The organism is Stenotrophomonas sp. NPDC047960 (genome assembly GCF_043204395.1).
Lineage (GTDB): Bacteria > Pseudomonadota > Gammaproteobacteria > Xanthomonadales > Xanthomonadaceae > Stenotrophomonas.
The window spans coordinates 210,726-224,599 of sequence record NZ_JBIDBX010000005.1 but is presented as its reverse complement, the minus strand read 5'-3'; the positions used below and the strand labels follow the sequence as shown (position 1 = coordinate 224,599).

Genomic DNA, 13,874 nt, shown 5'->3' with positions numbered 1-13,874 from the left:
ACACTAGCCCTCCCCTTTTTTGTGCACTGCCGGCCATGAAGAAGCTGTACCTCCTGCTGTTGGCCCTGTTCTGCCTTGCCGCCACCGGCTGCGACCAGGAATACCGCAACCACCGCGCCGAGCGCGGCAAGCCGAAGATCACCGTCAGCGACGGCATGCTCACCGTGCGTCGCGCGCCGGCGCCGAACATCATCGTGCTGCCCAACGGCCACATGAAGATCGACGAGATCGAAATTCCGCTCGACGACAGCCAGCACGCGCTGCTGCAGCAGATGTTCGGCCAGCTGCAGGTGCTGCGCCAGAACACCCTCACCGATGCCCCGTACGACCCGGACAAGCGCGCGGTGAAGATCCAGGTACCGCCGGGCATGCAGCCGATCCCGCCGGACCTGGTCACGCGTATTCCGCAGTTCAAGGATTACACCGAGACGTTCGACAATTTGATGGCGGATCGGCGCTGATCTCGAACGTCAACGTCAACGTCAACGTCAACGTCAAAGGCCGAAGCCTTGGTCTGCACGTGTCTCTGGCTTGGGCCGGCGAGGGACACGCCATGCGTGTCTGCCGTTTGCCTCCGCACGCGACCCACTGTCCGGGGCGGTCGGCGGGCAGCCTCCGTAGGGACTGTCAAAAACATGGATGTTTTTGCCAAGCCTACATGGATGTATTTACGGCGTGTCCCGTAGGGGGCTGCCCGACGGCCGCCCCACTCGCAGAGATGGAAACGCTGCTTTTCGCTCTTAGCTTTCAGCCACCACCACCACCACCGGCATGAATGCCGCCGGCAGTAAGCGCCGCAGGATCCAGCAACCGGCGCAGCTCGGCTTCGGACAACCCGCTGTCTTCCTTGGCCACATCCAGCACCGGCCGCTGTTCCTTGTACGCGCGCTTGGCGATTGCCGCGGCCTTTTCGTACCCGATGATCGGGTTCAACGCCGTCACCAGGATCGGGTTGCGGCCCAGCGCCTCGCGTACGCGGTCTTCGCGCACCTTCAGCCCCGCGATGGCCGTGTCGGCCAGCAACCGCGAGATGTTGGAGAGCAGACCGATGCCATCCAGCAGGTTCGCCGCGATCAGCGGCAGCGTCACGTTCAACTGGAAGTTGCCCGTCTGCCCCGCCACCGTGATCGCCGTGTGGTGCCCGATCACCTGCGCGCACACCATCACCGTTGCTTCCGGAATCACCGGATTGACCTTGCCCGGCATGATCGAACTCCCCGGCTGCAGCGCCGGCAGCTCGATCTCTCCCAGGCCCGCCAGCGGACCGGCATTCATCCAGCGCAGGTCGTTGGCGATCTTGATCAGCGCCACTGCCAGCGCATTGAGCTGCCCCGACAGTTCCACCGCATCATCCTGCGCCGCAAGACCTTCGAACTTGTTTTCCGCGCTGTCAAAGCGCACCCCGGTCTGCTGCTTCAGGCGCTTGGCCACCCGCTCGCCGAAGCGCGGGTCCGCATTGATGCCGGTGCCGATCGCCGTGCCGCCCAGCGGCAGCCGGCGCAGCCGCTTCAGGCTGTCCTCCAGGCGTTCCTGCGCCGACGACAGCTGCGCCGACCATGCGCCGAATTCCTGTTCGAAGGTCAGCGGCATCGCATCCATCAAGTGCGTGCGCCCGGTCTTGACCACCTTGCGCAGCGCGCGGCCACGCTTGTCGATGGTCTTGCGCAGGTGCACCAGCGCCGGCAGCAGCTGCTCCTGCACGCCCAGCAGCGCCGATACCCGCAGCGCCGTCGGGATGACATCGTTGGAGCTCTGGCCCTGGTTGACGTGGTCGTTGGGGTGCACCGTGATCCTGCCCGCCTTGCCAGCACGGTTGGCCAGGGTTGCGATGACCTCGTTGGCATTCATGTTCGACGACGTGCCCGAGCCGGTCTGGTAGATATCGATCGGGAAGTGCGCGTCGTGGCGGCCTTCAGCCACCTCGTCTGCCGCAGCTTCGATCGCCTTGCCGACATTTTTCGGCAAGTGGCCCAGCTCGGCGTTGACCGCCGCCGCGGCCCCCTTCACCAGGCCCAGCGCCCGGATGAAACCGCGCGGCATGCGTTGGCCCGAGACCGGGAAGTTGTCCACCGCGCGCTGCGTCTGTGCGCCCCACAGCGCGTCTGCAGGGACCTGCAGTTCGCCCATGCTGTCGTGCTCGGTCCTGAAACCCTTGCTCATTGCATTACTCCGCGATTCTTTCAATTGGGAAAGGGAACGGCGGCTGGCAACGGGCCTTCATTCCCTGGCTGGCGGCTGCGGCCACGATACTCCCATGCGGGAGTGAATCCCAACCACAGCCCGCATCGGCTAGACTCGGAATTCGTGTTCATTCAGGCATCACCTCCGTCCATGGGCGACGACCCCCACTGTAGTTCGCGCCACGACCAACGGTATGCCCGGCCTTGCCGTGCCCCCCTTCGGGGCCGTCGCCATGCGACGTTACTCGCGGCTACGCCGCTCCTTTCGTGGCCTGCCTATATCTTCCGCCGGGGCCGGCCATGATCGTCGGCAACCTGCTGCTTCTGCTGCTGGCCTTGTTCCTGGTGGTGCTCAACGGCTTCTTCGTGGCCGCCGAGTTCGCCTTGGTCAAACTGCGCCACACCCAGGCCGTGGGGCTTGCGGCCCGGCACGGCTGGCGTGGCCGCCTGCTGCTCAACGTGCATTCGCACCTGGACGCCTACCTCTCGGCCTGCCAGCTGGGCATCACGCTGTCCTCGCTGGGCCTGGGCTGGGTCGGTGAGCCGGCGTTCGCGCACCTGCTGCAGCCGCTGTTCGATGCACTCGGCATGGGCCCGGAAGGTGCACGCCTGACCGCCTTCATCATCGCCTTCAGCCTGATCTCGTTCCTGCACATCGTGTTGGGTGAACTGGCACCGAAATCGATGGCGATCCGCAGGCCCGAAGCCATGTCGCTGTGGACCGCTGCACCGCTGTACCTGTTCTACTGGGCCATGTTCCCGGCGATATGGCTGCTCAACCACAGCGCCAATGCACTGCTGCGACTGGCCGGCTGGGGCGACGTGGAACACACCTCGCACCGCTATTCCCGCGAAGAGTTGAAGCTGATCGTCGCGCGCCAACAGCCCGGCGCCGGCGCGCCGGACCAGGACCTGACGCTGATGAGCCACGCACTCGAGCTGCCCGAACTGGTGGCCGGCGACCTGATGCGCCCGCGCGAACACATGCGCGTGTTCCGCCAGGGCATGAGCCTGGCCGCGGTCATGGCCGAATTCGCCGAAAGCCGCTACAGCCGCTACCCGTGGTTCGACGCCGATGGCGAAGAAGTACTGGGCATCCTGCACATGAAGGACCTGCTGGTGGAGATCGCCCGCGGCCAGCCCACCGACGACCTGCGCGCCCTGCTGCGCCCGGCCAACCTGATCGCGCTGGAAACCCCGGTCACCGCCGTGCTGGAACGCTTCCGCACCGGCACCACGCACATGGCCCTGTGCGTCGAGGAACATGGCCGCATCCTGGGTTATTTCACCCTGGAGGACCTGCTGGAGGTGGTGGTCGGCGATATCGAGGACGAGCATCCGCACGTGGTCAAGGACGCCCCCACCCGCGGCGCCGACGGCAGCCTGCTGGTGGCTGGCTCCACCTCCATCTTCCGCCTCGAACGCCTGCTGGGGCGTGACCTGGCCGCGCCCGAGCACCTCAATTCGGTGGGTGGGCTGATCGTGCACCAGCTGCAGCGCCTGCCCGAGGAAGGCGAGGACGTGCGCATCGATGGCCAGCTGTTCACCGTCAAGCGCATGGCCGGCCACCGGATCCAGGCGGTCACCGTACGGCTGGCGCCCGAAGAGGCCGACGACGACCCCGGGGCAGCGTAGAATGACGGCCCCCGCCGTCATTGCCTGCGCCCGCCATGTCCGAATTCGCCCTGCTCGCCCTGTCCCCGCTTGATGGCCGCTATGCCGGCAAGGTCGACGCCCTGCGCCCGATCTTCTCCGAATACGGCCTGATCAAGGCCCGCGTGAAGGTCGAAGTGGAGTGGCTGCTGGCCCTGGCCAACGAACCGGGCATCGCCGAGCTGGCGCCGTTCCCGGCCGCTGCCGCCGCGCGCCTGCGCGCCCTGGCCGGTGATTTCGCCCCGGCCCACGCCGCGCGCGTCAAGGAAATCGAGCGCACCACCAACCACGACGTCAAGGCCGTGGAGTACTTCATCAAGGAGCAGCTGAAGGACGACGCCGAGCTGGCCCCGGCCCTGGAATTCGTGCATTTCGCCTGCACCAGCGAAGACATCAACAACCTCAGCTACGGCCTGATGCTGGAAGAAGCCCGCCGCACCGTGCTGCTGCCGTCGCTGGACGACATCGCCGCCCGCCTGCGCGCGCTGGCCCATGCCCAGGCCGAACAGCCGATGCTGTCGCGCACCCACGGCCAGACCGCCTCGCCCACCACCCTGGGCAAGGAAGTGGCCAACGTGGTCGCCCGCCTCGAGCGCCAGCGCCGCCAGATCGCCGCGGTCGAGCTGACCGGCAAGGTCAACGGCGCGGTGGGCAACTACAACGCCCACGCCATCGCCTACCCCGACGTGGACTGGCCGGCCTTCGCCAAGCGCTTCGTCGAAAGCCTGGGCCTGGTGTTCAACCCCTACACCACCCAGATCGAGCCGCACGACAACATCGCCGAAATCGGCGACGCCGCCCGCCGCGCCAACATCATCCTGATCGACCTGGCCCGCGACATCTGGGGCTACATCTCGCTCGGCTACTTCAAGCAGAAGCTCAAGGAGGGCGAAGTCGGCTCCTCGACCATGCCGCACAAGGTCAACCCGATCGACTTCGAGAACGCTGAAGGCAACTTCGGCATCGCCAACGCCCTGTTCGAACACTTCAGCGCCAAGCTGCCGATCAGCCGCTGGCAGCGCGACCTCACCGACTCCACCGTGCTGCGCGCGGTGGGCACCGCCTTCGGCCACAGCCAGGTCGCGTTGGACTCGCTGGCCAAGGGGCTGGGCAAGCTGACCGTGAACCCCGAACGCCTCAACGCCGACCTGGACGCCGCGTGGGAAGTGCTGGCCGAAGCCGTGCAGACGGTGATGCGCCGTCATGGCCTGCCGAACCCGTACGAACAGCTCAAGGCCCTGACCCGTGGCCAGGGCATCACCGCCGAGTCGATGAAGGCATTCGTGGAATCGCTGGACCTGCCGGAAGACGCCAAGCAGAACCTGCGCGAATTGACCCCGGGCGGCTACATCGGCCTGGCAGCGGGTTTGGCCAAGGCGATTTGATTCGCGAAACAAAGCAGTGCCCCCAGACGGGGCGTCGGCAATTCCGGCGCCCCGTTTTCGTTTGGCGCACCGCCATGTCGGTCATTTCAATGCGTCACCGGGCGCAGACAGGTTCACGGCAGTTGCTTGGGACCCAACCCTACCGGCGGTGTGCCAATGCCCCACACCGTTACGTCAGGCCATCGTGCAACGTAGAGCGACGCCCTGCGTCGCCGCTCTTCCGTCCGCCCAGCGCGACGCACTGTCGGGGAAGGCCGGCGGGCAGTCCCCGTAGGGACTGTCAAAAACATGGATGTTTTTGCCAAGCCCCCATGGACGGGTTCACGGCGTGTCCCGTAGGGGACTGCCCGCCGGCCTTACTGCACGTATATCCCGAAGCGCCTGCGCTCTCCGCGACAACCCAACGCAGGTGCACATGACACGGAACCAGCAGACAATAGCCGGGTATCCCGCCTCGACGCTGCAAGGATTCCCCCCATGGCTGTGCGCAAGACCAAAACCCCCGTCATCGAAGTCCAGGCCCGCCCCGGCCTGCCGCTGGGCATGCCCGCCGCGACCTTCCTGCGCGACTACTGGCAGAAGCGCCCGCTGCTGATCCGCGGCGCCTTCCCCGATTTTGAAACCCCGCTCCAGCCCGAAGACCTGGCCGGCCTGGCCTGCGAGGAAACCGCCCTCGCCCGCCTGATCACCCACGACCGCGCCACCGACGGCTGGTCCGTGCGCACCGGCCCGTTCCAGGAAGAAGAATTCCCCGGCATGCCTGATCACGACTGGACCCTGCTGGTCCAGGACGTCGACAAGTGGGACCCGGATGTGCGTGCCCTGATCAGCCACTTCGACTTCCTGCCGCGCTGGCGCATGGACGATGTGATGATCAGCTTCGCCGCCACCGGTGGCTCGGTCGGCGCCCATGTCGACCAGTACGACGTGTTCCTGCTGCAGGCCTACGGCCACCGCCGCTGGCAGATCGACGCCAGCGAATCCACCCGGGGCAAGCGGCCCCCGCTGGAATTCCGCAACGACGTCGAACTCAAGCTGCTGCGCCGCTTCAAGCCCACCCACGACTGGGTGCTCGAACCCGGCGACATGCTGTACCTGCCGCCCAACGTCCCCCACAACGGCGTCGCCGAAGACCCCTGCCTGACCTTCTCCTTCGGCATGCGCGCCCCCGCCTCCGCCGAGCTGATCAGCGACTACCTGGACACCCTGATCATGGATGCCGACGAGGCCATCCGCTACCAGGACCCGGACCTGAAGGTGCCCGAAGACCCCAACGAAATCGACGCCGTGGCCATGGGCCGCGTGGTCCAGGCCCTCAACGCCATCCGCATGAACGACCCCGACCGCCTCGGCGACTGGTTCGGCCGCTTCATCACCACCTACCGCGCCGCCGGTGACGTGGTCGCTTCCGGCGAACCGCTCCCGCGCGAAGACATCGAAGCCGCCCTGGCCGAAGGTATCGAGCTCGGCCGCCACCCGTGGGCCCGCCTGGCCTGGCGCCGGGCCAAGCGCGGCGCCAGCCTGTACTGCAGCGGCCTCGAATTCGCCCTGCCGGTGAAGGACGCCCAGACCCTGGCCGCCGCCGAACAGGTCGGTGGCGCCCTGTACCAGAAGCTCTCGGCCAAGGGCCGCGACGCCCTGCACGCGCTGGTGGCCGGTGGCTATTACCAGCTGCTCGACGGCGACGCGTTCGACGACGAAGACGAGTACGGGGACGACGCGGTGGCCGGATACGAAATCCTCGACGCCACCGAAACGGTCGAGGTCGTCGAGGATGAAGATGTCGAGGCCAACGTGCACGAAGTGACCATCCACGACGACGGCGTCGAAGTGATCGTCGATTTCGACGACACCGATGACAGCGACGACGACCAGGCCGTCGGCACCCCCGACGGCGGCGCCGGCTCCTGACATGACCGGGCCCGGCAGCGCCGACCCGCACATGCGCCGCGTGCCGGGCGGCGCGGTCGCCATCGACACCGCCGACGAGGCGGTGGCCATCACCACCGCCCTGGTCGATCGCGCCCGCCGCCAGCTGTGGCTGCACAGCCGCGTGCTCGACCCCGGCCTGCTCGATGCACCACCGGTGCTGGAGGCGCTGCGCCGCTTCGCCACCGCCCGCCACGACAAGCAGGTGCACCTGATCGTCCACGACGCCACGGCGATCGCCCAGGCCGGCTCACCCCTCCTGGGCCTGGTCCAGCGCCTGCCCACCGTGTTCCGCGTGCGCCAGGTGACCGACCCGATTGACCGCGCCCTGGCTTCGGCCTGCCTGCTCAACGATGCCGGCGACTACTACTTTCGTCTGAGTGGGCTGCGCTTCAACGGCGAAGCCGGGCTTGCCATGCCGGCACGTTCGCGACCGTTGCAGGACGGTTTACAGCGCGTATGGGAACGTTCGCGCGATTGCAGCGAACTGCGCGCGCTCGGCCTGTAGTCCACTTCCCGGCCCCGAACCTGTCTGGGAATGACACCACGGCCCCGCCGCGGGCCGTTCCGGTGCCCCTTCCTGTCTCGATGGGGGTACAATTTGGACCGTTAGATACCGCCCGTGCAGGGCTATTCATTTTCCCTGCCGGATCATCGAAGCCTTACCCCACAAGCGAATCCGACCCTCCATCGTGGACAATCTACTGAAGCAGTTTGCGCAGTCTTCGCAGCTCGCCGGCGGCAACGCCTCCTATATCGAGGATCTGTACGAGCAGTACCTCGTTTCTCCGGACAGTGTCGATCCCAAATGGAAGACCTACTTCGACGGCTTCAAGGGCCGCGAAGCCGGTGACATTCCGCATTCGGCCGTCATCGCCCATATCGCCGACGCTGCCAAAAACGCCGTCAAGGGCGGCGGCAACTCCGGTGCCAGCGACGAACGTGAGCGCAATGTCGGTCGCCTGATCACCGCGTACCGTTCGCGCGGCCACCTGGATGCCCGCCTGGACCCGCTGGGCCTGGCCCAGGCGGTCAATTCGCCGGACCTTGGCCTGCCGTTCCACAGCCTGTCGGAAGGTGACCTCAACGCCGAGTTCAGCACCGGCGGTGTCGGTGGCCAGCCGCGGATGAAGCTGCGCGACCTGCTGGAGCGTCTGAAGAAGACCTACACCGGCTCGATCGGTGCGGAATTCATGCACATTTCCGAGGTCGAGCAGCGCCAGTGGATCTACCAGCGCCTGGAACTGGCCGGTGGCAACTACAGCCTGGACGCGGATACCCAGCGCCGCACGCTGGAGCGCCTGACCGCCGCCGAAGGCCTGGAACGCTACCTGCATACCAAGTACGTCGGCCAGAAGCGCTTCTCGCTCGAAGGCGGCGATTCGCTGATCCCGATGATGGATACCATCATCCGTGACGCCGGCAAGGATGGCGTCAAGGACGTGGTGATCGGCATGGCCCACCGCGGCCGCCTCAACGTGCTGGTCAACACCCTCGGCAAGAACCCGCGCAAGCTGTTTGACGAGTTCGAAGGCAAGTTCGAGCACGACGAGCACGCCTCCGCCGGCGACGTGAAGTACCACATGGGCTTCTCGGCCGACGTGGCCACCGACGGTGGCCCGGTCCACCTGGCGCTGGCGTTCAACCCGTCGCACCTGGAAATCGCCGACCCGGTCGTGGCCGGTTCGGTGCGTTCGCGCCAGGAGCGCCGCAAGGACACTGCCCGCAAGCAGGTCATGCCGATCCTGATCCACGGCGACGCGGCCTTCTCCGGCCAGGGCGTGGTCATGGAACTGTTCCAGATGTCGCAGGCCCGCGGCTTCGCCGTCGGTGGCACCGTGCACATCGTGGTCAACAACCAGGTGGGCTTCACGACCTCGAACCCGGAAGACACCCGCTCGACCCGTTACGCCACCGACGTCGCCAAGATGATCGCCGCGCCCGTGCTGCACGTGAACGGTGACGATCCCGAGGCCGTGGTGTTCGCCGCGAAGCTGGCCTTCGAGTTCCGCCAGAAGTTCGCCAAGGACGTGGTCATCGACCTGATGTGCTATCGCCGTTGGGGCCACAACGAGGCCGACGAACCGGCGATCACCCAGCCGCTGATGTACCAGGTGATCCGCAAGCACCAGACCACCCGCGAGCTGTACGCCGCGCAGCTGGAACAGGCCGGCGTGATCGCCGCCGGTGCCGGCAAGGCGATGGTCGATGCCTACCGCGAGAAGCTGGACGCCGGTGAAGTCACCACCGAACTGGCCAAGGTCGAGAAGACGCCGCCCAGCAGCGCGCTGTTTGTCGATTGGCCCAAGCTGCTGGAAGGCAAGCTGTCCGACCCGGTTTCCACCAAGGTGGACCCGGCGAAGCTGAAGCAGCTGGCCGAGCTGATCAACACCGTGCCGGCCGAAGTGGAACTGCACTCACGCGTGGCCAAGGTGTACGACGACCGCCGCAAGATGGCCGCCGGCGAGATCCCGGGCGACTGGGGCTTTGCCGAGAACCTCGCCTACGCCACCCTGCTTGACGAAGGCCACGCGCTGCGCCTGGTCGGACAGGACGTCGGCCGCGGTACGTTCACCCACCGCCACGCGATCCTGCACGACCAGAAGACCGACAACTACTACCTGCCGCTGCGTCAGCTGGTGGATTCGCCGGAAAAGGCCACCGTCATTGATTCGCTGCTCAGCGAAGAAGCGGTGATGGCCTATGAGTACGGGTTCTCGACCACCGATCCCAACACCCTGTGCATCTGGGAAGGCCAGTTCGGCGATTTCGCCAACGGCGCCCAGGTGGTGATCGACCAGTTCATCGCGGCCGGCGAAGCCAAGTGGGGCCGTATCTCCGGCCTGACCCTGCTGTTGCCGCACGGGTATGAAGGGCAAGGCCCGGAACACAGCTCGGCACGTCTGGAGCGGTTCCTGCAGCTGTGCGCGCTGGAAAACATGCTGGTGGTGGTCCCGTCGACCCCGGCGCAGGCGTTCCACATGCTGCGCCGCCAGCTGCACCTCACCACCCGCAAGCCGCTGGTGGTGATGTCGCCCAAGTCGCTGCTGCGCCACAAGCTGGCCGTGTCGACCCTGGACGAGCTGGCCAACGGCGAATTCCAGCACCTGATCGGCGATGCCAAGGCGGAGGCGAAGAAGGTCAAGCGCGTGGTGCTGTGCTCGGGCAAGGTCTACTACGACCTGCTGGAAGACCAGACCAAGCGCGGCCAGGACGACGTTGCCATCATCCGCGTGGAACAGCTGTACCCGTTCCCGCGCGCGCTGCTGGCGGCCGAACTGAAAAAGTACGGCAAGGCCACCGACGTGGTGTGGACGCAGGAAGAACCGCAGAACCAGGGCGCGTGGTACCAGATCCGCCACCACCTGCAGTTCTGCCTGGCCGATGGCCAGAGCCTGCACTACGCCGGTCGCGCCCGGTCCGCCTCGCCGGCTGCCGGTCACATGGCCGACCACATCATCGAGCAGCAGAAGCTGGTCGCCGATGCACTGGTCAACCCGTTCAACGACGCGGTCGCTGAATAACTTTCCCCTCATTCCAGAAAAGACAAACCAGGAAGCCCCCGCATGGCCACCGAAGTCAAAGCCCCGGTACTGCCCGAATCCGTCGCCGACGGCACCATCGCCACCTGGCACAAGAAGGTCGGCGATGCCGTCAAGCGTGACGAAAACCTGCTCGACCTGGAAACCGACAAGGTCGTGCTGGAAGTGCCGTCGCCGGTTGATGGCGTGCTGAAGGAAATCAAGTTCGAGGTCGGCGCCACCGTGACCTCGAGCCAGGTCGTGGCGATCATCGAGGAAGGCGCCGCTGCTGCGGCTCCGGCGGCTGAAGCCAAGCCGGCGGCTGCCGCTCCGGCTCCGGCTGCTGCCCCGGCCGCTGCTGCCGCGCCGGCCCCGGCCGCGAAGTCCGCTGCCGATGCCCTGCCCCCGGGCGCGCGCTTCACCGCGATCACCGAAGGCGTGAACCCCGCTGATGTGGACGGCACCGGCCGTCGCGGTGCGGTGACCAAGGAAGACATCGTCAACTTCGCCCGCAACGGCGGTGCCGGCAAGGCCGGTGGCGCACGTCCGGAAGAACGCGTGCCGATGACCCGCATCCGCAAGCGCATCGCCGAACGCCTGATGGAGTCCAAGAACTCCACCGCCATGCTGACCACCTTCAACGAAGTCGACCTGTCCAAGGTGTCGGCTGCGCGCAAGGACCTGCAGGACGAGTTCGTCAAGGCGCACGGCATCAAGCTGGGCTTCATGAGCTTCTTCGTGAAGGCCGCCGCCAACGCGCTGCAGCGCTTCCCGCTGGTCAACGCCTCGATCGACGGCGACGACATCATCTACCACGGCTACTCGGACATCTCCATCGCGGTCTCGACCGAAAAGGGCCTGGTCACGCCGGTGCTGCGCAACGTCGAGCGCATGTCCTTCGCCGACATCGAGAAGACCATTGCCGACTACGCCAAGAAGGCCCGTGACGGCAAGCTGAGCCTGGAAGAACTGCAGGGCGGCACCTTCACCGTGACCAACGGCGGCACCTTCGGTTCGCTGCTGTCCACCCCGATCATCAACCCGCCGCAGAGCGCCATCCTGGGCATGCACGCGATCAAGGAACGTCCGATCGCCCAGAACGGCCAGGTCGTGATCGCGCCGATGATGTACCTGGCGCTGTCCTATGACCACCGCATCATCGACGGCAAGGATTCGGTGCAGTTCCTGGTGGACATCAAGAACCAGCTGGAAAACCCGGGCCGCATGCTGTTCGGCCTGTAAGACCTCCCGCCCCTCCGCGCCTGCGCGGAGGGGTTCTGGTAAAGCATCAAGGAATTTTCAATGGCTGAACAATTCGACGTTGTCGTCATCGGTGCCGGCCCGGCCGGCTACCACGCTGCCATCCGCGCCGCGCAGCTGGGTCTGAAGACCGCCTGCATCGACGCTGCCCTGGGCAAGGATGGCAAGCCGGCGCTGGGCGGGACCTGCCTGCGCGTGGGCTGCATTCCGTCCAAGGCGCTGCTGGACTCCTCGCGCCAGTTCTGGAACATGGGCCACATCTTTGGCGACCACGGCATCAGCTTCAAGGATGCCAAGATGGACGTCGAGGCGATGATTGGCCGCAAGGACAAGATCGTCAAGCAGTTCACCGGTGGCATCGGCATGCTGTTCAAGGCCAACAAGGTTGCCGCCTACTACGGTTTCGGTGAGCTGCAGCCGGGCAACGTGGTCAAGGTCACCCAGCACGACGGTTCCATCGTCGAGCTCAAGGGCACCAACGTGATCATCGCCGCCGGGTCGGATTCGATCGAACTGCCGTTCGCCAGATTCGACGGCGAAACCATCGTCGACAACGTCGGCGGCTTGGACTTCACCGAAGTCCCGGCCCGCCTGGCCGTGATCGGCGCCGGCGTGATCGGCCTGGAACTGGGCAGCGTGTGGAAGCGCCTGGGTTCGGAAGTGACCATCCTGGAAGCCCTGCCGGACTTCCTGGCCGCCGCCGATACGGAAGTGGCCAAGGTCGCCGCCAAGGAATTCAAGAAGCAGGGCCTGGACATCCGCCTGGGGGCCAAGGTCTCGAAGGCTGAAGTGACCGGCAAGGGCAAGAAGAAGGAAGTTGCCCTGACCTACACCGACGCCGAAGGCGAAAAGAGCCTGGTGGTGGACAAGCTGCTGGTGGCCGTGGGCCGCCGTGCCGCGACCAAGGGCCTGCTGGCCGAAGGGACCGGGGTCAGGATCAACGAACGCGGCCAGATCGAAGTGGACGACCACTGCCACACCGGCGTGGACGGTGTGTGGGCGGTCGGTGACTGCGTGCGCGGCCCGATGCTGGCGCACAAGGGCTTCGAAGAAGGCATCGCGGTGGCTGAACTGATCGCGGGCCTGCCGGGCCACGTGAACTTCGACACCATCCCGTGGGTCATCTACACCGAGCCGGAACTGGCTTGGGTGGGCAAGACCGAGCAGCAGCTGAAGGCCGAAGGCATCCCGTACAAGGCCGGCAGCTTCCCGTTCGCCGCCAACGGCCGTGCCGTGGCGATGATCGAGCCGGCTGGCTTCGTCAAGGTCCTGGCCCACGCCGAGACCGACCGCATCCTGGGCATGCACCTGGTCGGCGCCAACGTGTCCGAGCTGGTCCACGAAGGCGTGCTGACCATGGAGTTCAGTGGTTCGGCCGACGACCTGGCCCGCATCTGCCACGCCCACCCGTCCCTGTCGGAGGTCGTCCACGACGCCGCCATGGCCGTGAGCAAGCGCGCGATCCACAAGGCCAACTGACCGGCCCCGTGGTGATGCAACGAAAAACCCCGCCTTGGCGGGGTTTTTTGTGGGCTGCCGGGTGACCGCATCGGTAGAGTCGGTTCCCAAACGACTACCGATACCGCTGCAACGTTCGGTAACGCATGACCTCAGACGAAGGCGCCTCTCCGGCACAGGTCATGCGTCCCAGCACCGATCACCGTCCATGGCAGTCGTTTGGCAACCGACGCTACCAGGCCGGATCACGCTGCCACTCGCCCGCCGCCGAGCAGGCGGGCCGGCAGCATGAACACTGCGCCCAGGAAGGCGAACAGTGCGGAGAAGGTGATGCCGACCAGGCGCAACGGCAGGCTCAGCAGCCACACCAACGGCCAGGCCAACAGCGCCAGGATCGCCAGCGGCCAACACAGCACGAACAGCAGGCACCACACGCCGAGCGCGAACAGGGTCTTCATGACGGGTCTCCAGGCGGCACCTTGCCGCTG

10 protein-coding genes are annotated in these 13,874 nt (G+C 66.2%); 8 read left to right on the top strand and 2 right to left on the bottom strand.

Features of this window, described 5'->3' with window-relative positions:
* Nucleotides 1-35 precede the first annotated feature (35 nt).
* Complete coding sequence (locus ACGFZ3_RS12780; RefSeq protein ID WP_392921552.1) at nt 36-461, top strand: hypothetical protein; 426 nt, start codon at nt 36-38, stop codon at nt 459-461.
* A 286-nt stretch (nt 462-747) separates the two neighbouring features.
* Here the strand turns inward: ACGFZ3_RS12780 and ACGFZ3_RS12775 are convergent, their stop codons facing one another.
* A complete protein-coding gene (locus ACGFZ3_RS12775) occupies nt 748-2,160 on the bottom strand; it encodes a class II fumarate hydratase (protein WP_392921550.1) in 1,413 nt (470 codons plus the stop codon).
* Between the two features lie 320 nt (nt 2,161-2,480).
* On the opposite strand from ACGFZ3_RS12775, the gene ACGFZ3_RS12770 reads away from it, so the two are divergent.
* The 7 genes from ACGFZ3_RS12770 to lpdA all read left to right on the top strand — a co-directional run bounded on the left by ACGFZ3_RS12770 (nt 2,481) and on the right by lpdA (nt 13,407).
* A complete protein-coding gene (locus ACGFZ3_RS12770; RefSeq protein WP_392921547.1) occupies nt 2,481-3,815 on the top strand; it encodes a hemolysin family protein in 1,335 nt (444 codons plus the stop codon).
* A gap of 35 nt (nt 3,816-3,850) precedes the next feature.
* Nucleotides 3,851-5,218: an adenylosuccinate lyase gene (gene purB / locus ACGFZ3_RS12765; protein ID WP_392921544.1), complete on the top strand. Its 1,368-nt coding sequence runs from the start codon at nt 3,851-3,853 to the stop codon at nt 5,216-5,218.
* Nucleotides 5,219-5,695: 477 nt separating this feature from the next.
* Nucleotides 5,696-7,129, top strand: coding sequence for a JmjC domain-containing protein (locus ACGFZ3_RS12760; RefSeq protein ID WP_392921541.1), 1,434 nt, complete (start codon nt 5,696-5,698; stop codon nt 7,127-7,129).
* A 1-nt stretch (nt 7,130) separates the two neighbouring features.
* A complete protein-coding gene (locus ACGFZ3_RS12755; protein ID WP_392921538.1) occupies nt 7,131-7,655 on the top strand; it encodes a hypothetical protein in 525 nt (174 codons plus the stop codon).
* Between the two features lie 184 nt (nt 7,656-7,839).
* The gene (locus tag ACGFZ3_RS12750; protein ID WP_392921535.1) at nt 7,840-10,671 is read left to right on the top strand and encodes a 2-oxoglutarate dehydrogenase E1 component; all 2,832 of its coding nucleotides are present in this window, start codon (nt 7,840-7,842) and stop codon (nt 10,669-10,671) included.
* 42 nt (nt 10,672-10,713) lie between these two features.
* Entirely contained in the window at nt 10,714-11,910 is a 1,197-nt protein-coding gene (gene sucB, locus ACGFZ3_RS12745) for a dihydrolipoyllysine-residue succinyltransferase (protein WP_392921532.1), read from the top strand.
* 60 nt (nt 11,911-11,970) lie between these two features.
* Entirely contained in the window at nt 11,971-13,407 is a 1,437-nt protein-coding gene (gene lpdA, locus ACGFZ3_RS12740) for a dihydrolipoyl dehydrogenase (RefSeq protein WP_392921529.1), read from the top strand.
* Between the two features lie 224 nt (nt 13,408-13,631).
* Here lpdA and ACGFZ3_RS12735 read toward each other — a convergent pair whose 3' ends face one another.
* On the bottom strand, nt 13,632-13,844 hold the full coding sequence (locus ACGFZ3_RS12735) for a hypothetical protein (protein WP_392921526.1): 213 nt from the start codon (nt 13,842-13,844) through the stop codon (nt 13,632-13,634).
* Nucleotides 13,845-13,874: the final 30 nt, after the last annotated feature.